The sequence below is a fragment of the Myxococcus virescens genome (assembly GCF_900101905.1).
GTDB lineage: Bacteria > Myxococcota > Myxococcia > Myxococcales > Myxococcaceae > Myxococcus > Myxococcus virescens.
The window spans coordinates 137,960-155,140 of record NZ_FNAJ01000008.1 but is presented as its reverse complement, the minus strand read 5'-3'; the positions used below and the strand labels follow the sequence as shown (position 1 = coordinate 155,140).

Below are 17,181 nucleotides of genomic sequence, written 5' to 3'. Positions count from 1 at the left end.
GTGTACTCCTTCTTCAAGAGGAACGCGGGAAGATACCTCCTTCAGGCAGGTGGGTGAGTTTCTGGCCAGCGGACGGTGTCCACGCTGCCCGGGAGACTCCTCCTCGTGGCAAGCAAGCGTCGCAGGCAGTCCAGATCCAGCCCTGGCCCGAAGGCCCCCGCTGAGTCCTCGCGGGCGCTGACGGCGAAGCAGCGCCGGTTCGCCGAGTTGTACGACGGCAACGGCACGGAGGCCGCGCGCCAAGCCGGGTACTCAGGCAGTGACAACGTCCTGGCGCAGACTGCCCGGGGGCTCCTCAGAAATCCTCACATTCGCAAACTCATCGACGCGCGCGAAGGGAAGCAGGTCGGCCCCCGAATCGCCACGCGGGAGCAGCGACAGGCATTCTGGACTGAGGTGATGGGGGACGAAGACGAGGCGACGTTGGCTCGCCTCAAGGCGTCGGAACTCCTGGGCAAGAGCCAGGGGGACTTCCTTGAGCGGGTGGAGATGGCCGGCAAGGGCGGCGGTCCCGTCCAGGCGGAGGTGAAGGCCGACGTGAAGGCCGAGGTGAAGCATGTCGAGCCCGACCCCGAGCGGATTGCAGCCATCGCAGGGATTCTCGCCCGAATGGGTGCGCTCCCTGCCCCCGGAAGCACAGAGCCAGCTCGCGCGGCTGATGGAGCCGCGCATGACTAAGTACGTGCCGCACCGGCCGCACGCCACCCAGGCGGCATTCCTCCTGCTGGGCGCGGTGCGCGAGGTGCTCTTCGGTGGGGCCGCAGGCGGCGGCAAGTCCGATGCGCTCCTCATGGCGGCGCTTCAGTACGTCGATGTGCCGGGGTACGCCGCCGTCCTCTTTCGGCGCACGTACCAGGACCTGAACCAGCCTGACGCGCTGATTCCCCGCAGCAAGGCGTGGTTGATGGGGACGGATGCCCACTGGGACAAGGAGCTTCACCAGTGGAGCTTCCCCGCGGGGAGCGTGCTGAAGTTCGCGTACCTTCAGCACGCGGACGACGTCTACAACTACCAGGGCGCGGCGTACCAGTTCATCGGCTTCGACGAGGCGACGCAGTTCACCCAGCCCATGTACGACTACCTTCATGGGCGCCTGCGCAAGCCGGAGTCCATGGATGTGCCGCTGCGCATGCGAGGGAGTGCCAACCCAGGCGGCATTGGCCATGAATGGGTGAAGGCGAAGTTCATCGACGTCCCGCCCAGCAGCGAGGTTGCCTTCGTGCCCTCGAAGCTGGAGGACAACCCCAGCCTCAACAAGGCGGAGTACGAGAAAAGCCTCGCCGCCATCGCAGACCCTGTCCTGCGGATGCAACTCCGCCATGGCGACTGGAACGTCCGCCCGGCAGGCAAGCTGTTCCGCCGCGAGTGGTTCCACTTCGTGGATGAAGTGCCGGCCGGACTGCGGTGGCTGCGCTACTGGGACCTGGCCGCCACCGAGGAGCGTGTGGGGGCGAGGGGCAAGCCCAAGAACGACCCGGACTGGACGGCAGGCGCCAAGGTGGCGGTGCGGAAGCTGGAGGGCGGCGCGCACGAGTTGTGGATACGCGACGTGCGCCGCATCCGCGGCACGCCCCGCGAGGTGGAAGCCTTCATCCGCGCAACGGCTGAGGAGGATGGGCGGGCCGTCCCGATTTGGCTTGAGGAGGAGGGCGGCAGCAGCGGGAAGAACACGACCTACAACTACACCGCGCGCGTCCTTTTCGGCTTCACCGTCCGTGGGCACCGGAAGACGGGAAGCAAGGTGGAGATGTGGGGGCCGGTCAGCTCCCAGGCCCAGGCGGGCAATGTCCACCTGCTGCGCGGTGCATGGAACAACTGGTGGGTGGAAGAAGCCGTCGCCGCTCCGAACCCAGGCGTCCACGACGACGGGCTGGACGCGGTCGCCGGCGGCATGGCGGTGGCGTCCGCCCCCTCCAGCACCATGCGGGTGGGGAGCTACTACTGATGCCGGCCGCGTGCGCGAAGCCCACGGGGAGTGCAGCCGCTCTGTACGTGGCGGACGGGTACCGGGCTTGGCTGTCCCAGTCCGCCCTGGCGAAGGCGGCCCGCCTGGCGCGCGCCGCCGCGCCGATGGAGACGGGCGGCATGCTGCTGGGGCACGTGGTGGACGGCGAGGCCCACGTCGTCGCGGTGACGGGCCCGGGGCGGAATGTGCGCCTTGCCCGCTACACCTTCGAGGCGGACAGGGCCCGCGACAACCGGCTGGTGCACCGCGTGTGGCCGCGCCTGCGCTACCTGGGCGACTGGCACACGCACCCGGGCGGCCGTCCCGTGCTGTCCGCCATGGACCTCGCCTCCATTCGCGAGACGCTGACGCCGGACATGCCCGCGGTGCTGGAGCTGCTGCTGGCGGGACCGCCGGGCATGGAGTCCGTTGAGGTGGCCCTCTTCACCATGGTTCGAGGCGAGGACGCCCCGCTGCGCATGACGGGAGGTGGCCAGTGAAGGCCGCCCGTCATCGCCCAGGGACTGGCCGGCGCCTGCGCGGCCGAGGCCTGCCTCGGGTGGCCCGGCGCGATTCCGTCTGGGTGGTGGTGCGCTTCTCCGCGCACCTGGAGGACCCGCACCGTCGCCGACTGACGCGCTTGGCCTCGGACACCTGGGCCTACGTCCACCTGCGGCGCCAGGGCAACGCGGAAGAGGGGAGGGCCTGACGTGGCGAAGAGCGACGTGAACGCGCAGAGCAGCGCGTACAAGGGGATGCTGCCGGACTGGCAGCTGGTGCTCGACTTGATGGGGGGCACTCGGGCCATGCGCGAGGCAGGGGAGCGGCACCTGCCCCGCCACCCCCGTGAGACGCTGAAAGCGTACCGGGCGCGACTCAACCGCACCTTCCTCTTCAACTACTTCACCAAGGTGCTGGGGAGCCTTGCCGCCAAGCCCTTCGCGAAGCCCGTGCGGCTGGGCGACGCTGCGCCAGAAGAACTGCAGGCCCTGGTGGATGACGTGGACCGGCAGGGCCATGACCTCACGGCGTGGGCCCGCCCCGTCTTCGCGGACGGCTTGGCGAAGGCCTTCACCCACTTCCTCGTCGACTTCCCCGTGGTGGACCCGGAGAAGGTGAAGACGCTGGAAGACGAGCAGCGCGTGGGCGCCCGTCCCTACTTCGTCCACATCCCCGCCGAAGCCCTCATTGCCGCGTACTCCGAAGTGGTGGACGGGGTGGAGCGCCTCACCCACGTGCGCTTCCGGGAGACTGAGGTGCGGATGGCGGGCTACGCCGAGGTGGTGGTGGAGCGCATCCGCGTTCTGGAGCCCACGCAGTGGGAGGTCCACGAGCGCGTCGGCAACGGTGGCTGGAAGAAGGTGGAGAGCGGGGAAAACCAGTTGGGCTTCATTCCCCTCGTCACCTGGTACGCCGGCGAGCGCAAGGCGCTCATGCAGGCCCGGCCGCCGCTGCTGGACCTGGCCTTCAAGAACGTGGAGCACTGGCAGTCTGCCAGCGACCAGCGAAACGTCCTCACCGTGGCGCGCTTCCCGATGCTCGCGGCGTCTGGCGTCCGCGAGGAGGCGGGCGGCGAAGGCCAGAGCGAGGACGGCGGCAAGCTCACCGTCAGCCCGCATGCGCTGCTCACCACGGAGAATCCGCAGGGGAAATTCTACTACGTCGAGCACGGCGGGGCCGCCATCTCCGCGGGCCGGCAGGACCTGGAGGACCTGAAGGACGAGATGGCGGCGCTCGGCATCGAGTTGCTCGTCAAGCGCTCCGGCACGGCCACGGCCACCGAGAAGTCCATCAACGAGGCGAAGAGCCAGAGCGAGCTTCAGGCCATGGCGGAGAGCTTCGGGGACGCCCTCGAGTTGGGCCTCCACTTCGCGGCGCGGTGGATGCAACTCCAGGTGGATGACGCCTCGCTGAAGGTGCAGGTGCACACCGACTTCGGGCTGACGGAGCAGGACAAGCAGGACCTGGACGTCCTCTTCAAGGCGCGAGCGAAGGGCGACATTTCGCGCGAGGCCTTCCTCGCCGAGCTCAAGCGCCGGGGCGTCCTTGCGCCGGACTTTGATGCGGCCCTGGACGCTGACCGGCTGATGTCCGAGGGCCCGGCCCTGGGCACCTTCCGGCCCGCCCCCTCGGCGCTGGGCGGTGGGCGCGCGCCAGCCGCCGCTCCCGCTTCAGGAGGTGCCGCGTGACGCCCGTCCGCCTCGACAGGAGCTGGGAGGTGCACCGCAACGCAGAGGGGCGCGTCGTCCTCGTCTTGGACGAGAACTTCCGCTACGGCGAAGAGCCGGATGGCGGACGCTTCGCGCGCACCTCCATCACCCTGGCCGAGCCCCTGGGCCGGGACATCTGGGCGGCCATCCGCGAGCAGCGGGACACCGTCATCGAGAAGGCCCTCTCGGACGGGGCGCGTGTGGCCAGCGTGGACGTGACGGGCCAGGCGGAGGAGCCGAAGCCCAAGTCCTGGCGAGTCCGGGGCGCCGAGCTGGCGCTGCGCGCGGTGCACCACCTGGTGGACGAAGTGCGCCGCCGCGAGCGGGGAGGGGCATAGGTGGCCACCACCCGCCGCACGGCCAACGAGGAAATCCTCGAACAAACCATCGCGCACTCCGTGCAGGTGGAGCGCTACAAGGCGGGCACCGTCCGCCGGGTGGTGGAACTGCTCAACGCCACGGAAGAGAAGCTCGAAGAGCAACTCGCCGTCCGCGTGGAGCGCATCGTTGCGGCGGGTGGCTTCGACGCCGGGCCGGAAACCACCGAACGCCTGCAGGAGCTGCTGAAGGTGGTGGGCGGCGTGCGCGCCGAGGCATACGCCGCGGCGGCCGGCTTCCTCCGGGAGGAGCTGTCCGTCTTCGCGGCCTATGAGGCGCAGTGGCAGGCAGCCGTCCTCCAGGAGACGCTCATCGTCGAGTTGGGCGTGGTGGCTCCGTCCGCGGAGGTGCTGCGCGCGGCCGTCTTCGAGCGCCCCTTCAGCGGCGCCGTCTTCGAGCACTGGGTGGAGGCGCTTCAGCCTGCCGACCTGGAGCGCATCTCCCGGGCCGTGCAGGTGGGCATCGTCGAGGGGCAGACGACGCAGGAGATTGTCCGGAGCGTGGTGGGCACCCGCGGTGCCTCGTACACGGACGGCGTGGTGGAGATGTCCCGGCGCAGCGCGGAGACGCTGGTGCGCACCTCCCTCAACCACGCCTCCACCCAGGCCCGGGAAGAGGTGTACCGGGCCAACGAGGACATCATCGAAGAGGTGCGGCTGGTGGCAACGCTCGACGGCCGCACCACGCTGGGTTGTATGGCCCTCGATGGGAAGGTGTTCCCGGTGAGGGAGGGGAAGCGCCCACCGTTCCACCCGGGGTGTCGCACCACGACCGTGCCCGTCATCAACGGGGTGAAGCTGGTGGGCGACAGGCCGGCCGTCACCGACGCGCGCACCCGGCGCCAGCGGGAAATCGACTTCCGCGCTGAGGCGAAGGCGAAGGCGGGCGCGGCCTGGTCGGACATGTCCGAGAAGGAGCGGCGCGCCGCCATCGCCCGCATCCGCGAGAAGTGGGCGCGGGAGAACATCGGCCAGGTGCCCAAGGGGCTGTCCTACGAGGACTGGCTGCGCCGTCAGTCGGCCAGCTTCCAGGACGAGGTGCTGGGCCCCACGCGCGGGCAGCTCTTCCGCAACGGCGGGCTGAGCGTGGACCGCTTCACCGACGCGAGCGGCAGGACGTTGACGCTGGAGGCGCTCCGCGAGGCGGAGTCCGAGGCTTTCAAGAAGGCGAAGTTGTAACCGGCCCACTGGGCCGAGAAGGGAAGCGACATGGAATTCGAGTGGCAGCCGGAACTGGATGAGCTGAACATCGTCCCCGAGAAGTACCGCGGGCTGTACGCGAAGGGGGAGAGCGGGAAGTTCGCCCTCGACTCCGACGTGGCGAAGCGCATGGACACCACGGGGCTGAACACCGCCCTGGAGAAGGAGCGGAAGAACAACAAGGTGCTCGCGGAGGCGCAGAAGGCCTGGACGAAGCTGGGCAAGGCCCCCGAGGAGGTGGAGAAGTCACTCGGAGAGCTGAAGGCTGCACTCGCCAAGGCGCAGGAGGGGAAGGACGGCGCGGCCAACTTCGAGAAGCTGAAGGCCGACCTCGAGGCGGGGCACGCGAACGCGCTCAAGGAGCGTGACACCGTCGTCGAGCGCATGCGGGGCAGCCTCCACAAGCACCTGGTGGAGGCGGAGGCGACGGCTGCTATCGCCGAGCTGAAAGGGAGTGCAGTGCTCCTCTTGCCTCACGTCCAGAAGCATGTGAAAGTGATTGAGGAAGGTGGCAACTTCTTGGCTCGGGTTGTTGACGCAGAGGGGGATCCTCGCGGCAACGGCAAGGGCGGCTTCATGACGATTCGGGAGTTCGTCACGGAGCTCAAGAAGGACACCAACTTCGCTCGGGCCTTCGAGGCTTCGGGTTCCTCCGGTGGCGGGACGCCTACGGGGGGCAAAACGGGCGGGAAGCCCGGCGGTACCGAGCAGCTCAGCGCTCCGCAGCGCATCGCGGCGGCCCTGGCAGCTCGGCGTAAGCAGGACTAGCCCTCGGTGCGCGGGACGCGGCCGGAGGCAATCCGAGCGGGATGCTCGGCCGCTGTCCTCTCTCGACTCCACACTACACGTGCGCTCCAGGGCCCGAGTCGCCTCCCGCCCTTGGCGCGTCTGCAATCCCTCTCAGTCTCCCTCTCACCGAGGAGGAGCGACACCCCATGGCTTCAATCACCCTGGCTGAATCCGCGAAGCTGTCCCGCGACGAGCTTGTCTCCGGCGTCATCGAAACCATCGTCACCACGGACCGCCTCTTCGAGCGGCTGCCCTTCGATGAGTTGGAGGGCAACTCCTTCACCTTCAACCGCGAGTCGGTGATGGGCGACGTTGAGGTGCTGGGCGTCGGCGGCACCATCACCGCGAAGAACCCGGCCACCGTCGAGCAGGACACCGCGACGCTGACGCGCATCATCGGCGACGCCGAGGTGGACGGACTCATCCAGGCCACGCGCTCCAACGTCAATGACCAGGAGGGCTACCAGATTGTCTCCAAGGCCAAGTCTGCCGGGCGCAAGTTCCGGAGCATGTTCATCAACGGCACGGGGCTCAGCAACGAGTTCCCCGGACTGCTGGCGCAGGTGGCCGCCGGGCAGACGCTGGTGGCTGGGACGAATGGTGCCCTCTACGACGTCGCTTTCCTGGACGAGCTCATCTCCAAGGTGAAGGCCAAGGACGGCGAGGTGGACTTCATCACCATGGCGGAGGTGATGCTGAACCGGCACTACGCGTACCTGCGCAAGCTGGGCGGCGCGAGCATCTCCGAGGTCATCACCCTGCCGAGCGGGAAGACGGTGCCTGCGTACCGCGGCATCCCCATCTTCGTGAATGACTACATCCCCACCAACCAGACGGAGGGGACGGCGACGGACTGCACCAGCATCATCGCGGGCTGCTTCGACGATGGAAGCCGCAGCGTGGGCATCGCCGGACTGACGGCGCCGGGCGCGTCGGCGGGCATCCACATCAAGGAGGTGGGCGAGCACCAGGAGAAGGATGAGCGAATCACCCGTGTCGTCTGGTACTGCGGGACGGCCGTCTTCAACGACTACGCGCTCGCCACGGTGAAGGGCATCCGCACCGCTCCGCTGGCCCCCTGAGCCGCGCCCCTCACGTTTCGCGGAGAGGCGCCATGCCTCTCCGCTCCCTCTTTCCACAGCAGGAGCAAGCATGGACGGCATTCGTATGGTTCTGGTGGGCCCCAACGAGGGCAAGGACATCACCCTCGGGGGTTTCACCTTCAAGGGCGGCGCGCTGGTGCTGCCGGCGCGCAGCAGCGGGCCCGCGCAGCGACTCCTCTCGCGGTACTACAGCGCGTACCCGGAGGGCAGCGTCGAGGGGCGGAAGGCGAAGGACGCCTATGAGTGGGCGCGGTGGGGCGGCGCCAGTGCCGCGCTCCCCGGGGTGGGCACCACGCAGCCGGAGGCGGACGGCCAGGTCCGCGAGCTGCGGCATGCCCTCGACGAGGGCATGTCGGAGCTGGAGCGGGTGAAGGCCGAGCTGCGCACCGCGCAGGCGCAGCTGCGCGACGCGACGGTTGTGACCCCGGCCCCCACGTCGCCTCCGGCGCCTGTGCCTGCCCCCGCTGAGGAGTCGCCCGTTCCGAAGGGCAGGGCCAAGGCGAAGGCGGAGTAGCCGGCAGTCCCTGGAGACAGCCCCATGCCCTTCGACGCTACCCCCAGCGGCCCGGCCGCGAACTCGTACTGCACGGTGGTGGAGGCGGACGCCTACCACTCCGCGCGCGGCCACAACGCCGCGTGGGAGTCCGCCACGCAGGAGGCGAAGGAGCGCCACCTCATGTGGGCCACCAGCCTGCTGGACACCCACTTCGGCTACGTGGGCAGCCGGGCCGAGGCGGAACAGTCCCTGGCCTGGCCCCGGCGCGGCGTGGTGCTGGACGGGGTGACGCTGCCAGCCACCGCGGTGCCGCTGCGCGTGCGCGGGGCGACGGCGGAGTTCGCCTTCCGCCTCATGGGGGAGGACTGGACGGCCGGCCTCGGACCCGTGGTGGACGAGGGGGTGAAGGTGGGGCCGCTGGAGACGTCTCCGGAGCGGCACGTGCCGATTCCGGAGCAGGTGGCCACGCTGGTGCGGCCCTTCCTGCGTGGCGCCCGCGTGGGCGGCATCGGCACCGTGGGGCTTCTCCGAGGATGAGCGCCCAGGCGGACAGACTGGCCCGAAAGGCTCTCGAGCTGCTGAAGCGCTTCGGGCAGGGCGCCACCCTCACGCGGCGGACGACGGGGGCGTACGACCCGGCCCTCTCCACGGCGCCGGCAACCGTCACCACGCACGCGGTGCAGGTGCTGGTGCAGGCCGACAACGGGTACCAGGAGTTGGTGCCCGCCGGCACGGTGAAGGTGGGCAGGCGCAAGCTGCTGGTGGCCGCGGCCGGGCTGCCGGTGACGCCGGGCCCTGGTGACGAAGTGGGTCCGCTGGAAGGGTGCACCTGGCGGGTGCTTCGGACGGACCCGCCGGTGCAGTTGCAGGGCACTCCCGTCCTCTACGTACTTCGGGTGGCCGCATGACGCTGAAGAAGACGGACGCGCGCGTACGGCGTGGTGCCAGCTTCACGCGGCAGGTGCAGTCCTTCGTGAAGGTGACGGAGGAGCGCGCCAACGAGGTGGTGCGGAAGACGGCGCTGGGCATCCTGGCCAACGTCGTCACCGCCTCGCCCGTGGACACCGGGCACTTCCGGGGCAACTGGCGCGCGGGCGTGGGCGCTCGGCCCGACGGCACTCTGGAAGCCACGGACAAGGACGGGGGCGCCACCATTACCGCGGCGAAGGAGGCGCTGGACGCCGCGAAGCTGGGCGACACGGTGTACGTCGCCAACAACCTGCCGTACGCGCGCCGGCTGGAATTCGGCCACAGCCAGCAGGCGCCCAGCGGAATGGTGCGCGTCACCCTGGCCAACCTGCCTGAGATTCTCGGGGAGGCCGTGGGCGAGGCGAAGCAAGAGGCAGGGAAGGGGGACGGCACGCTGTGAGTCCGCCCCTCCTCGACATCCCCCAGGCGCTGGAGCTGCGCGCGCGCGAGGTGCTGGCGCCGCTGCTGGGCGAGGCCAACCTCGCCTACTCCAACGTCGTCTTCACCCCCACGCCGGGCGTGCCCTGGGCCCGGCTGGACTGCCTCCCCGCGCGGACGTCACCCGCCGGCGTCGGGGTGGACTCGCACACGCGGCGCCCGGGAGTCTTCCAGGTGCTGCTCTTTCACCCCATTGGCGAGGGCACGGCGGCGAGCCTCACCGTGGCCCAGGCGCTGTGTGACGCCTTCAAGCGGGGGACGCGGTTGGGGCGCAACGACACGGTGGTGAGCATCCACTCCGCCTCTGTGGGCCCCGCGCTGCGTGACGAGCCGTGGTGGGCCACGCCCGTCAGCATTTCCTGGTTGGTGCACTCGTTGGACTGAGCTGCCCGTGTGTGGGCGGCAGGAGAAGAGACATGGCTTCAGCTTCTGGGCAGCGGACCGCGCTGCGCTTCGCACCGGAGACTGAGTACGGCGTGCCCAGCACGGCTTACTCGGTGCTCCGCTTCACCGACACCAGCCTCAACCTCGCGAAGGAGACGTACCAGTCCAACGAGGTTCGGGACGACAGGCAGACGGCGGACTTGCGCCACGGCATGCGCAGCGTGGGCGGCGACTTCTCCTTCGAGCTCTCCCGCGGCACCTTCGACGTCCTCCTGGCCGCCGCCCTCAGCGGCACATGGCGCGCGGTGACGACGGGCGCGGCCTCGCTGGAGGCGGAAGCGGACGCCTTCGTCCGTGACTCGGGCAGCTTCCTCGAGGATGGCTTCCTCCCGGGGGACATGGTGATGGCCTCCGGCTTCGCCGAGGCGGGGAACAACGGCCGGGCGAAGGTGGTGGCCGTGTCCGCGCTGCGCCTGGAGGTGGACAGGGCCCTCACCGTGGATGTGGCCGCGGCGGGGCGCACCGTGGCCCTGGTGGGCCAGCGCCTGGCCAACGGCACCGAGCTTGTCAGCTTCGGGCTGGAGCGGGCCTTCACCGACATCAGCCAGTTCATGCTGTACCGGGGCTGTGCGGTGGACAGCCTGTCTCTCTCCGTGACGCCCGGCGAAATCGTCACGTGCAGCATGTCCTTCCTCGGCAAGGACATGGTGCAGGCCACGGCCACCCACGCGGTGACGCTGACTCCGGCTGGCACCGGCAGCCCCTTCGACGCCTTCACCGGGGCGCTGTACGAGGGCGGGCAACGGGTGGCCAACGTGACGGCCGTGGAGCTGGAAATCGCCAACGGGCGCAGCGTCCAGGGCGTCGTCGGCCACAAGAGCCCCCAGGAGGTTCACGAGGGCGCCTTCGTCGTCACCGGCAGCATCTCCGCCTACTTCAAGGATGCCGTCCTCCTGAACCGCTTCATCAACGAGGAGGAGTCCAGCCTGGAGCTGCTCCTGGAGGACGTCAACGGGACGGACTTCCACCGCATTTACCTGCCACGCATCAAGTACACGGGCGGCGACGTCGACAACCCGAACTCGGGCCCCGTCACCGTCAGCATGCCCTTCACCGCGCTGCTGGATGCGACGTCCGGCGCCACCATCCTCTACCAGCGCAGCAACCCGTAACCGGCGCTCCCGCGCCTCCACCCGCTTCCCAGAAGGAGCAGCACCGCCATGAGCACGATGTCCCTTACTTCCCTCGCACTCGACCTCGGCAGCCTCCAGCGCAGCGACACCACCACCGTGGAGATTCTCCACCCCGTCTCCGGCGACGCGACGGGCATGAAGGTGGTGGTGCACGGCGTGGACTCGCCCACCTACCGCGAGGCGGACCGGGCGCTGCGCAACCGCCGCCTCCACAAGCTGCAGCACTCCGGCCGCAATACGAAAATCACCGCGGAGGGCACCGACGCGGACGGGCTGGAGCTGCTGGTGCGCTGCACGGCCTCGTGGGAGGGCTTCATGGAGAACGGCCAGCCGCTGCCCTTCACCAAGGACAACGCGCGCAGGGTGTACGAGGAGCACCGCTGGCTGCGCCGTCAGGTGGACGAGGCTGTCACGGACGCCGCCAGTTTTTTCGGGAAGTCGCCGAGCAGCTCCTCGGCTTCGCCCAGCACCAGTTCCGACTGAGCCAACAAGACGCGTCCGGGGTGTCGCTCCGGGCGCACCTGGAGCAGGTGGCCAAGTCCACCGGCGAGGTGCCGGCCGAGCTGGTGGGGGAGCACGAGCTACCTGAAGCACTCGCCCACGTCTGGGAGTGGTTCTGCGAGTTGAGTAACTCGCGGGCGCCCGGGGCCTTCTCTCTGGCGCCCATCAGCTACCAGGACATTGAGGCGTGGGCGCGCCTCACCGGGGCACAGCCCACGTCTGTCGAGGTGGGCCTTCTCCGGCAACTCGATGATGCGTTCCGCCTGGAGATGACCCCGAAGCCGAAGAAGTGAGGGAGGCCGAACGGGTGGTACGTCGAAGGCTACATGCAGGACCAGCTTTGCTGGCGCCAATCCTGTCTCGGCTTGTCCTGGCACAGCGTGTACGCACAGCTCTCTCCAAGGTAGGAGCAGCAAGTGATCCCTATTGCCGTGGAACATCCATTTAGAAACGCCTTCTTGTACTTGATAGGAGGCTCATCAGTGCTCTCCGGTTGGTTCTGGGCTGTCGCTGGCTTGGCTTTCACTTTACTGTCACTCACAGCCCTTCCTTCGCGTGAGGTGCGTTTCGGGTCGAATGTATCAGCCAATTTCCGAGCTTCGTGGAGGTCGGTGATAAATTTATGGACCCATAGACTGGTTGTTTCCCACGTTGCTTCGCCAGACCTCGCCGTTGGCACGCGAAACAACAGATGCTGCCGCCACGCCTCCATGCGAACTGTGGCGCCTGCGCTCTTGAGTGGGATGAGCCGGGTCAGCGAGAGATTAAGCGACACCACGGTGTCGTCGAGGGTGGGTTCAGCATTAACGACAACGTTGAGAACAGGTGGATCGTCAACTCCCTCACGGGGGTGCACGAGCGGGACGTCACGCGATTCGAGAAGCTTCTCGGTGCGCTCCTTCCACATCAACGACGCTTCACCCTTCTCGGCGAAGGCACTTGGAAGGCTGACGTAGACCGCAACTCCCTCTACTCCTGCAAGCGCCGCCAGGGGGCGGTAGTCAGCGCCGAGGGAGGTCGTACTTGCGACGGTGGCCATCATGGCGAGCAGCATACGCATGGCCCCGCAGGCCAGCACATCTAGGCCATGACCTGCCACTACTCGTTAGTTCAGGCTGTTACAGCGCCGTACTACGCCACCACGTGGTGGTGAAGAGGAACCCCTATGTCTGGTGGGACGGACCTCGCAACGCTTTCAGTCCGTATCGACACGTCCGACGCGAAGGCGGGATCCGTCGAGCTGACGAAATTTAGCGCGGCGGCCGAGAAGACGGAGACGGCCACCAAGAAAACCGAGACCGCGACCGAGCAGTACTCGAAGAGCTTGGCGCGGATGGTCAAGGAGGCGAACGAAACGAACCAGGCGCTGGCCCGAATGAGGACCTCCATCAAGGACATGGAGGCGATGGGGGCCGCAGCGACCGCGTTCCAGGGCGCGTTGAAGGACGCCTCTGGTCTGGACGGCTTCAAGACGCGGATCGGGGCACTGGATGCCGCCGCGGTCAAACTCCACGCGTCCTTCGCGGACACCTCTGCTGTAAGCCGCTTTATGGGGGAGTTGGGGAAGGCCAGCACCAATCTCTCACGGATGCAGGTCGAGTCCACCCAAGCCGCGACGTCTGTGCAGGACGTCAAACGCTCAGTTGAAGGAGTCGAGAAACCGGTCAATCGGCTCTCGCAGGAGCTCGGCGGCCTAGTGAAGTCGTTCCTCGGGCTTGCCGCTGTCATCGCCACGGTAATCGCCTCGCTCACGAGTGCCGCATCAGAGGCGCTTGCCTTCGATACGGCCATGGCCCAGGTGAGCACCCTGCTGGAGGGCGACCAGGTCAACATGATGGGGGCCCTCGCCGACCGCGCCCGCGAATTGGGGGTGGAGTTTGGACGAGCCCCTACGGAGCAGGTGAAGGCGCTCTACGAAGTCATGAGCGCCGGTGCGAGCGATGCTTCTCAGGCAACGGAGTTGCTTCGCGTCTCAAACAAGCTGGCCATTGGTGGCGTCACGGAGGTGGGGGTTGCTGCTGACGGACTCACATCCATCATGGCCAGCTACGGCTCTCAACTCCGGGACGCCACGGAGGCCTCCGATGCGATGTTCGTCTCCGCTGCGGATGGCAAGACGTCCATTGAGCAGATTGCGAGGCACATCGGCAAGCTGGCGCCCATCGCCTCGCAGACGGGCGTGTCGCTCCAGGAGTTGCTTGCCGCGACCGCTGCACTCACGAAGGCCGGCATCAAGACGGAGACGGCGATGGAAGGGATGCGAGCCATCCTTGCCCAGGTTGCCAAGCCGTCGAACGAGGCCCGGGACCTGGCGCGTGCCCTCGGCATCGAATTCAACACGGCAGGGCTGAAGGCGCGGGGGCTCGCAGGGTTCCTGGACCACCTCAAGGTCCAAACGGGTGGTAGCACGGAGTTGCTGGCCAAGCTTGTAGGTGGTGTGGAGGCGCTGCTTCCCGCAATGACGCTGACCGGGTCCAGCGCTGGCGACTTCGCCACGTCGTTGAAGAACATGGAGTCGGCAGCAGGACGCACCGAGGTCGCCTTCAGCAAGATGGCCCAGACGCCTCAGTTCGCCCTGGACCAACTGAAAGCGAAGTTCGACGACCTCGAAATCGCGGTGGGGCAGGGGCTCCTGGCGCAGTTGATGCCCGGCATCGAGATGCTCTCCAGCAACTTCACCACGCTGTCGAGTTCAGCTGGCGCGACGGCCCAGGCCGTGGGGATTCTCCTGGCAGCCAGAGGCGGCGCATGGGCGGCTGAATGGGTGAAGAGCGCCGCCGCGAAGGCATCGGCACTGGTCCAGAGCCGGCAGGCGACAACGAATGCGGCGCTCGCAGAAGCGGGCTACGTCAAGGCAGTCAACGAGAGCTCCCGGGCTGCATTGCGGAACGCGGCCGTCCAGCTTGAGGCTCGCCAGTCGTCCCTCCAGCAGACGGCGCCCTTCATGCGGGCCGCGCATGCCCAGGCCGCGATTGCCGCGAATGACAACGCGCTGGCGCAGGTGCGCGCCGCGCAAGCGATGTACGGAGCTGCGGGGGCCGGTCGCGTGCTCCAGGGGGCTATGGCCGCGCTCGGTGGGCCCATCGGCGTCGCCATCACCGCGATTGGCCTCCTGACGGCGGGAATCTCCGCCTACATCTCCAGGGCAGAGGATGCCGCTGTGAAGGCCCGAGAACTTGGAACAGCTGCTGCTACCAGCGTCGGGAAGAGCGCCTCGATTGTGTCCGACCTGCTCCAACAGACCCGCGCGACGACAGATGCAGCGAAGGCTGCTCAGGTGCTGTCCATCGCACGGAAGGAACTGGCGGCGCTTGGTGGCGACTACCAGACCATGATGACCGATGAGGTCAAGACGGCGGAGCAGGCGCTGGCCGTCTTCGAGAAGGTGGCCAAGCATGAAACGGAGCTCAACCAGGCTCGTGTGAAGAGCATCAAGGAGCGGCTCCAAGCCGAGGAGGCGGAATTCCGGACCCGCGTGCTGAATCGCGTCCTGGTTGATGACGAGGACCCTCGCGCCGACAAGATCGTGAAGGACTTCGAACCGCGATACCTGCCCAAAAGCGTCAAGGAACTTCGCAAGGACTTGCAGTCGGCTACTCAGGACTCGGCGGAGTTGGAGAAGGCACTCGCGCGCGTTAGGGAGGCTGTGGCCTATGACCCCGGCGCCCACCAGCGTGAGGCTGACGCGGCTGCCGCCACGGCGCGTGCCCGTGAACAGGAGGCGGAGCGCCTCCAGAACGAGGAAAAGGCCAGGGCGGAACTGGCGAAGTCCGCCGCGAGGTATCTGGCAAAGCTCGAGGAAGAGGCGGCTACGCTGGGGCTCGCGCGAGAGGGGGCCGAGAAGCTCACGGCTGAGTACAAATCTCTGAACTACGCGCAGCGGCTAGTAGCAGACGCTGCACTTGAGAAAATTGCAGCGTTTGAGGCGAAGAAGAAGGCCGACGAGGAAGCCAAGAAAAAGGCGGAGGAGCACGCGCGCGCCCTTGAGCAACTGAATCAGCAACTCGGGGACGCTGACGCGGACCGAATGGCCAAGGCCGTGGAGGCACTGAACGCCGGCTTGGCTGCGGGCACCATTAAGGCGGAGGAGTATGGAGCAAAGCTCGCGAAGGCCCGCTCCCTCTGGACGAAGGAGGGGAAGGAGGAGGCTCAACTGGTGAAGGACCTGGAGCTGCTCCAGAAGCAGCTCAACCCACTGGAGGAGGTGCGGAAGCGCGTCGAGATGCTGAACAAGCTGTTGCAGGACGAGCGCATCAGCATGGAGACGTACCAGAAGGAACTGGTGCGCCTGCACCGGCAGATGAGCGACGGTTTCTCCATTGCCCAGGACGCAGTGGGCTTCGCTGCCCAGCACATGGAAGACGCCATCACCACCTTCGCCACCTCCACGCAGTTCACCTGGCGCGGCATGATTGACGGAATGCTCAAGGACCTGTCGCGGCTCCTGGCCCACAAGGCATTCGTGGCCCTGGTGGACATCGGCACCACGGCCCTCCTGGGCGGCATAACGGGGGCGAGCTTCAGCGCGGGAGGAGCCACTGCAGGAGCAGGCGTCGCGGCGGGCAAGTCCGCGTTCGACATGTCCGCGCCCGCCGTGATGAAGAGCGGCGCGCCCTATGCGGACGGCGCGGCGAAGCTGGTGGTGCCGAGCGCGCCGGCGAGCACCGACACGTTCCCGGCCGGCGCCGTGCCGCCCATCAACGTGAACGTGCACGTGCATCAGGACGGCTCGGTGAGTGCGGACGTCCAAGCGCCTGGCACGACGGAGGAGTCGCGGCGCCTGGGCCAGCACCTGGGTGGGGCTGTCCGCCGGGTAATGCTGGAGGAAATGCGGCCCGGAGGCTTCGTCTACGACTTCGTCAACCGGCGGAGGTGAAGAGTGAGAGCCGCTCTAGCTTCTCATTAGCGGATGGGAGCATGCGCGGCGCTTAGAATGTCAAGCTGAAGATGCTCGGCAATTGGCGGTCATTTCGCAACGATTGCTCCGACATCGCATTGCCTTTGGTATCCCCAGGTAAGCTGTCTATGCTGGACGCCTCAACCCGATCACCAAGGAGAGACTCCATGAAGAGGCCAGTGGTTCTGATTTTGAGTGCAAGTGCGATGCTTGTTGCTGCTGGTTGCGGGCCGGACATGCCTGAGGAGATGGGTGAAGGCCATGTGGCGCAGGAGCAGTCGGTCGTTCCGGGGTGCTCAACGAGCGTTACCCCTCCGTATGTTATTTCCGGCCCCTCTGGTCCCATTAGCGTGGGGGCAACAGCTACCGTTGTGTGTGATTCGGTTCAGCCTGTTATTAATTTGCAAGCCAGGTTGGCTTTCCCAGCAGGCCCGCTGTGGTCGTCGAATGGCAAAACATGTTACGGTGTGTCGTCATGCACGGTCGAAGACCGCTCTGGTTATATCCCGGGCGTATGGGAATCGCGCGGCACGTCCCCTGATGGGGGAGATACGCTGCCTATTTCGGTTTCTTTGTGAGTGGTTTTGAGAGGCGCGAGACCGATTCAAGTTCTTGAGTCGGAGGCTGTTCTCGTGCGGCGGCCCGCCCGAGGTTCTGGGGCGGGCCGATTCCCTATGCG

Annotated in this window: 19 protein-coding genes; 18 read left to right on the top strand and 1 reads right to left on the bottom strand. The window is 67.4% G+C overall.

From position 1 onward, the window contains the following. Positions 1 to 105 precede the first annotated feature (105 nt). From BLU09_RS23115 to BLU09_RS23040, 17 genes are all read left to right on the top strand, one after another. Positions 106 to 678: a terminase small subunit gene (locus BLU09_RS23115; RefSeq protein WP_167371137.1), complete on the top strand. Its 573-nt coding sequence runs from the start codon at positions 106 to 108 to the stop codon at positions 676 to 678. Next, the gene (locus BLU09_RS23110) at positions 671 to 1,945 is read left to right on the top strand and encodes a terminase large subunit domain-containing protein (RefSeq protein WP_167371136.1); all 1,275 of its coding nucleotides are present in this window, start codon (positions 671 to 673) and stop codon (positions 1,943 to 1,945) included. The genes BLU09_RS23115 and BLU09_RS23110 overlap by 8 nt, the downstream gene beginning before the upstream one ends. Further along, the gene (locus tag BLU09_RS23105) at positions 1,945 to 2,445 is read left to right on the top strand and encodes a Mov34/MPN/PAD-1 family protein (protein ID WP_167371135.1); all 501 of its coding nucleotides are present in this window, start codon (positions 1,945 to 1,947) and stop codon (positions 2,443 to 2,445) included. Before BLU09_RS23110 ends, BLU09_RS23105 begins: the two co-directional genes overlap by 1 nt. Before the next feature lie 59 nt (positions 2,446 to 2,504). Beyond that, positions 2,505 to 2,654: a hypothetical protein gene (locus tag BLU09_RS38865; protein WP_167371134.1), complete on the top strand. Its 150-nt coding sequence runs from the start codon at positions 2,505 to 2,507 to the stop codon at positions 2,652 to 2,654. A gap of 1 nt (position 2,655) precedes the next feature. Then, positions 2,656 to 4,134 carry a DUF4055 domain-containing protein gene (locus BLU09_RS23100; RefSeq protein WP_090491672.1) on the top strand — a complete coding sequence of 493 codons (1,479 nt, stop codon included), beginning with the start codon at positions 2,656 to 2,658 and terminating at the stop codon, positions 4,132 to 4,134. Further along, on the top strand, positions 4,131 to 4,493 hold the full coding sequence (locus BLU09_RS23095) for a hypothetical protein (RefSeq protein ID WP_090491671.1): 363 nt from the start codon (positions 4,131 to 4,133) through the stop codon (positions 4,491 to 4,493). The genes BLU09_RS23100 and BLU09_RS23095 overlap by 4 nt, the downstream gene beginning before the upstream one ends. Beyond that, positions 4,494 to 5,711: a minor capsid protein gene (locus tag BLU09_RS23090; RefSeq protein WP_090491670.1), complete on the top strand. Its 1,218-nt coding sequence runs from the start codon at positions 4,494 to 4,496 to the stop codon at positions 5,709 to 5,711. Positions 5,712 to 5,741: 30 nt separating this feature from the next. Next, the gene (locus BLU09_RS23085; RefSeq protein ID WP_090491669.1) at positions 5,742 to 6,500 is read left to right on the top strand and encodes a hypothetical protein; all 759 of its coding nucleotides are present in this window, start codon (positions 5,742 to 5,744) and stop codon (positions 6,498 to 6,500) included. A gap of 167 nt (positions 6,501 to 6,667) precedes the next feature. Continuing rightward, positions 6,668 to 7,603 carry a major capsid protein gene (locus BLU09_RS23080; protein WP_090491668.1) on the top strand — a complete coding sequence of 312 codons (936 nt, stop codon included), beginning with the start codon at positions 6,668 to 6,670 and terminating at the stop codon, positions 7,601 to 7,603. Positions 7,604 to 7,673: 70 nt separating this feature from the next. Next, positions 7,674 to 8,138 carry a hypothetical protein gene (locus BLU09_RS23075; protein ID WP_090491667.1) on the top strand — a complete coding sequence of 155 codons (465 nt, stop codon included), beginning with the start codon at positions 7,674 to 7,676 and terminating at the stop codon, positions 8,136 to 8,138. A 24-nt stretch (positions 8,139 to 8,162) separates the two neighbouring features. Beyond that, on the top strand, positions 8,163 to 8,657 hold the full coding sequence (locus BLU09_RS23070) for a DnaT-like ssDNA-binding protein (RefSeq protein ID WP_090491666.1): 495 nt from the start codon (positions 8,163 to 8,165) through the stop codon (positions 8,655 to 8,657). Beyond that, positions 8,654 to 9,028 (top strand): hypothetical protein, encoded by a 375-nt coding sequence (locus BLU09_RS23065; protein WP_090491665.1) that lies wholly within the window; start codon positions 8,654 to 8,656, stop codon positions 9,026 to 9,028. Before BLU09_RS23070 ends, BLU09_RS23065 begins: the two co-directional genes overlap by 4 nt. After that, positions 9,025 to 9,489 carry an HK97 gp10 family phage protein gene (locus BLU09_RS23060; protein WP_090491664.1) on the top strand — a complete coding sequence of 155 codons (465 nt, stop codon included), beginning with the start codon at positions 9,025 to 9,027 and terminating at the stop codon, positions 9,487 to 9,489. Before BLU09_RS23065 ends, BLU09_RS23060 begins: the two co-directional genes overlap by 4 nt. After that, positions 9,486 to 9,911 (top strand): phage tail terminator-like protein, encoded by a 426-nt coding sequence (locus BLU09_RS23055; protein ID WP_090491663.1) that lies wholly within the window; start codon positions 9,486 to 9,488, stop codon positions 9,909 to 9,911. Before BLU09_RS23060 ends, BLU09_RS23055 begins: the two co-directional genes overlap by 4 nt. Positions 9,912 to 9,943: 32 nt before the next feature. Beyond that, positions 9,944 to 11,083: a phage tail tube protein gene (locus BLU09_RS23050; protein ID WP_090491662.1), complete on the top strand. Its 1,140-nt coding sequence runs from the start codon at positions 9,944 to 9,946 to the stop codon at positions 11,081 to 11,083. A gap of 57 nt (positions 11,084 to 11,140) precedes the next feature. Beyond that, the gene (locus BLU09_RS23045) at positions 11,141 to 11,587 is read left to right on the top strand and encodes a hypothetical protein (RefSeq protein ID WP_143043180.1); all 447 of its coding nucleotides are present in this window, start codon (positions 11,141 to 11,143) and stop codon (positions 11,585 to 11,587) included. 20 nt (positions 11,588 to 11,607) lie between these two features. Beyond that, the gene (locus BLU09_RS23040) at positions 11,608 to 11,898 is read left to right on the top strand and encodes a phage tail assembly chaperone (protein WP_090491660.1); all 291 of its coding nucleotides are present in this window, start codon (positions 11,608 to 11,610) and stop codon (positions 11,896 to 11,898) included. A gap of 29 nt (positions 11,899 to 11,927) precedes the next feature. On the opposite strand, the gene BLU09_RS38315 is transcribed toward BLU09_RS23040, so the two are convergent. Continuing rightward, entirely contained in the window at positions 11,928 to 12,665 is a 738-nt protein-coding gene (locus BLU09_RS38315) for a hypothetical protein (protein WP_143043179.1), read from the bottom strand. 105 nt (positions 12,666 to 12,770) lie between these two features. Between BLU09_RS38315 and BLU09_RS23035 the strand changes: the two genes are divergently transcribed. Then, positions 12,771 to 16,481 carry a phage tail tape measure protein gene (locus tag BLU09_RS23035; RefSeq protein ID WP_090491659.1) on the top strand — a complete coding sequence of 1,237 codons (3,711 nt, stop codon included), beginning with the start codon at positions 12,771 to 12,773 and terminating at the stop codon, positions 16,479 to 16,481. The last annotated feature ends 700 nt before the right edge of the window (positions 16,482 to 17,181 follow it).

What these genes read in the sequence shown, in the direction of transcription:
- BLU09_RS23080 (WP_090491668.1), top strand. Translation starts at nt 6,668, where the DNA reads ATGGCTTCAATCACCCTGGCTGAATCCGCGAAGCTGTCCCGCGACGAG.
- BLU09_RS23045 (WP_143043180.1), top strand. Translation starts at nt 11,141, where the DNA reads ATGTCCCTTACTTCCCTCGCACTCGACCTCGGCAGCCTCCAGCGCAGC.
- BLU09_RS23050 (WP_090491662.1), top strand. Translation starts at nt 9,944, where the DNA reads ATGGCTTCAGCTTCTGGGCAGCGGACCGCGCTGCGCTTCGCACCGGAG.
- BLU09_RS23035 (WP_090491659.1), top strand. Translation starts at nt 12,771, where the DNA reads ATGTCTGGTGGGACGGACCTCGCAACGCTTTCAGTCCGTATCGACACG.
- BLU09_RS23060 (WP_090491664.1), top strand. Translation starts at nt 9,025, where the DNA reads ATGACGCTGAAGAAGACGGACGCGCGCGTACGGCGTGGTGCCAGCTTC.
- BLU09_RS23085 (WP_090491669.1), top strand. Translation starts at nt 5,742, where the DNA reads ATGGAATTCGAGTGGCAGCCGGAACTGGATGAGCTGAACATCGTCCCC.
- BLU09_RS23110 (WP_167371136.1), top strand. Translation starts at nt 671, where the DNA reads ATGACTAAGTACGTGCCGCACCGGCCGCACGCCACCCAGGCGGCATTC.
- BLU09_RS23070 (WP_090491666.1), top strand. Translation starts at nt 8,163, where the DNA reads ATGCCCTTCGACGCTACCCCCAGCGGCCCGGCCGCGAACTCGTACTGC.
- BLU09_RS23105 (WP_167371135.1), top strand. Translation starts at nt 1,945, where the DNA reads ATGCCGGCCGCGTGCGCGAAGCCCACGGGGAGTGCAGCCGCTCTGTAC.
- BLU09_RS38315 (WP_143043179.1), bottom strand. Translation starts at nt 12,665, where the DNA reads ATGCGTATGCTGCTCGCCATGATGGCCACCGTCGCAAGTACGACCTCC.
- BLU09_RS23065 (WP_090491665.1), top strand. Translation starts at nt 8,654, where the DNA reads ATGAGCGCCCAGGCGGACAGACTGGCCCGAAAGGCTCTCGAGCTGCTG.
- BLU09_RS23075 (WP_090491667.1), top strand. Translation starts at nt 7,674, where the DNA reads ATGGACGGCATTCGTATGGTTCTGGTGGGCCCCAACGAGGGCAAGGAC.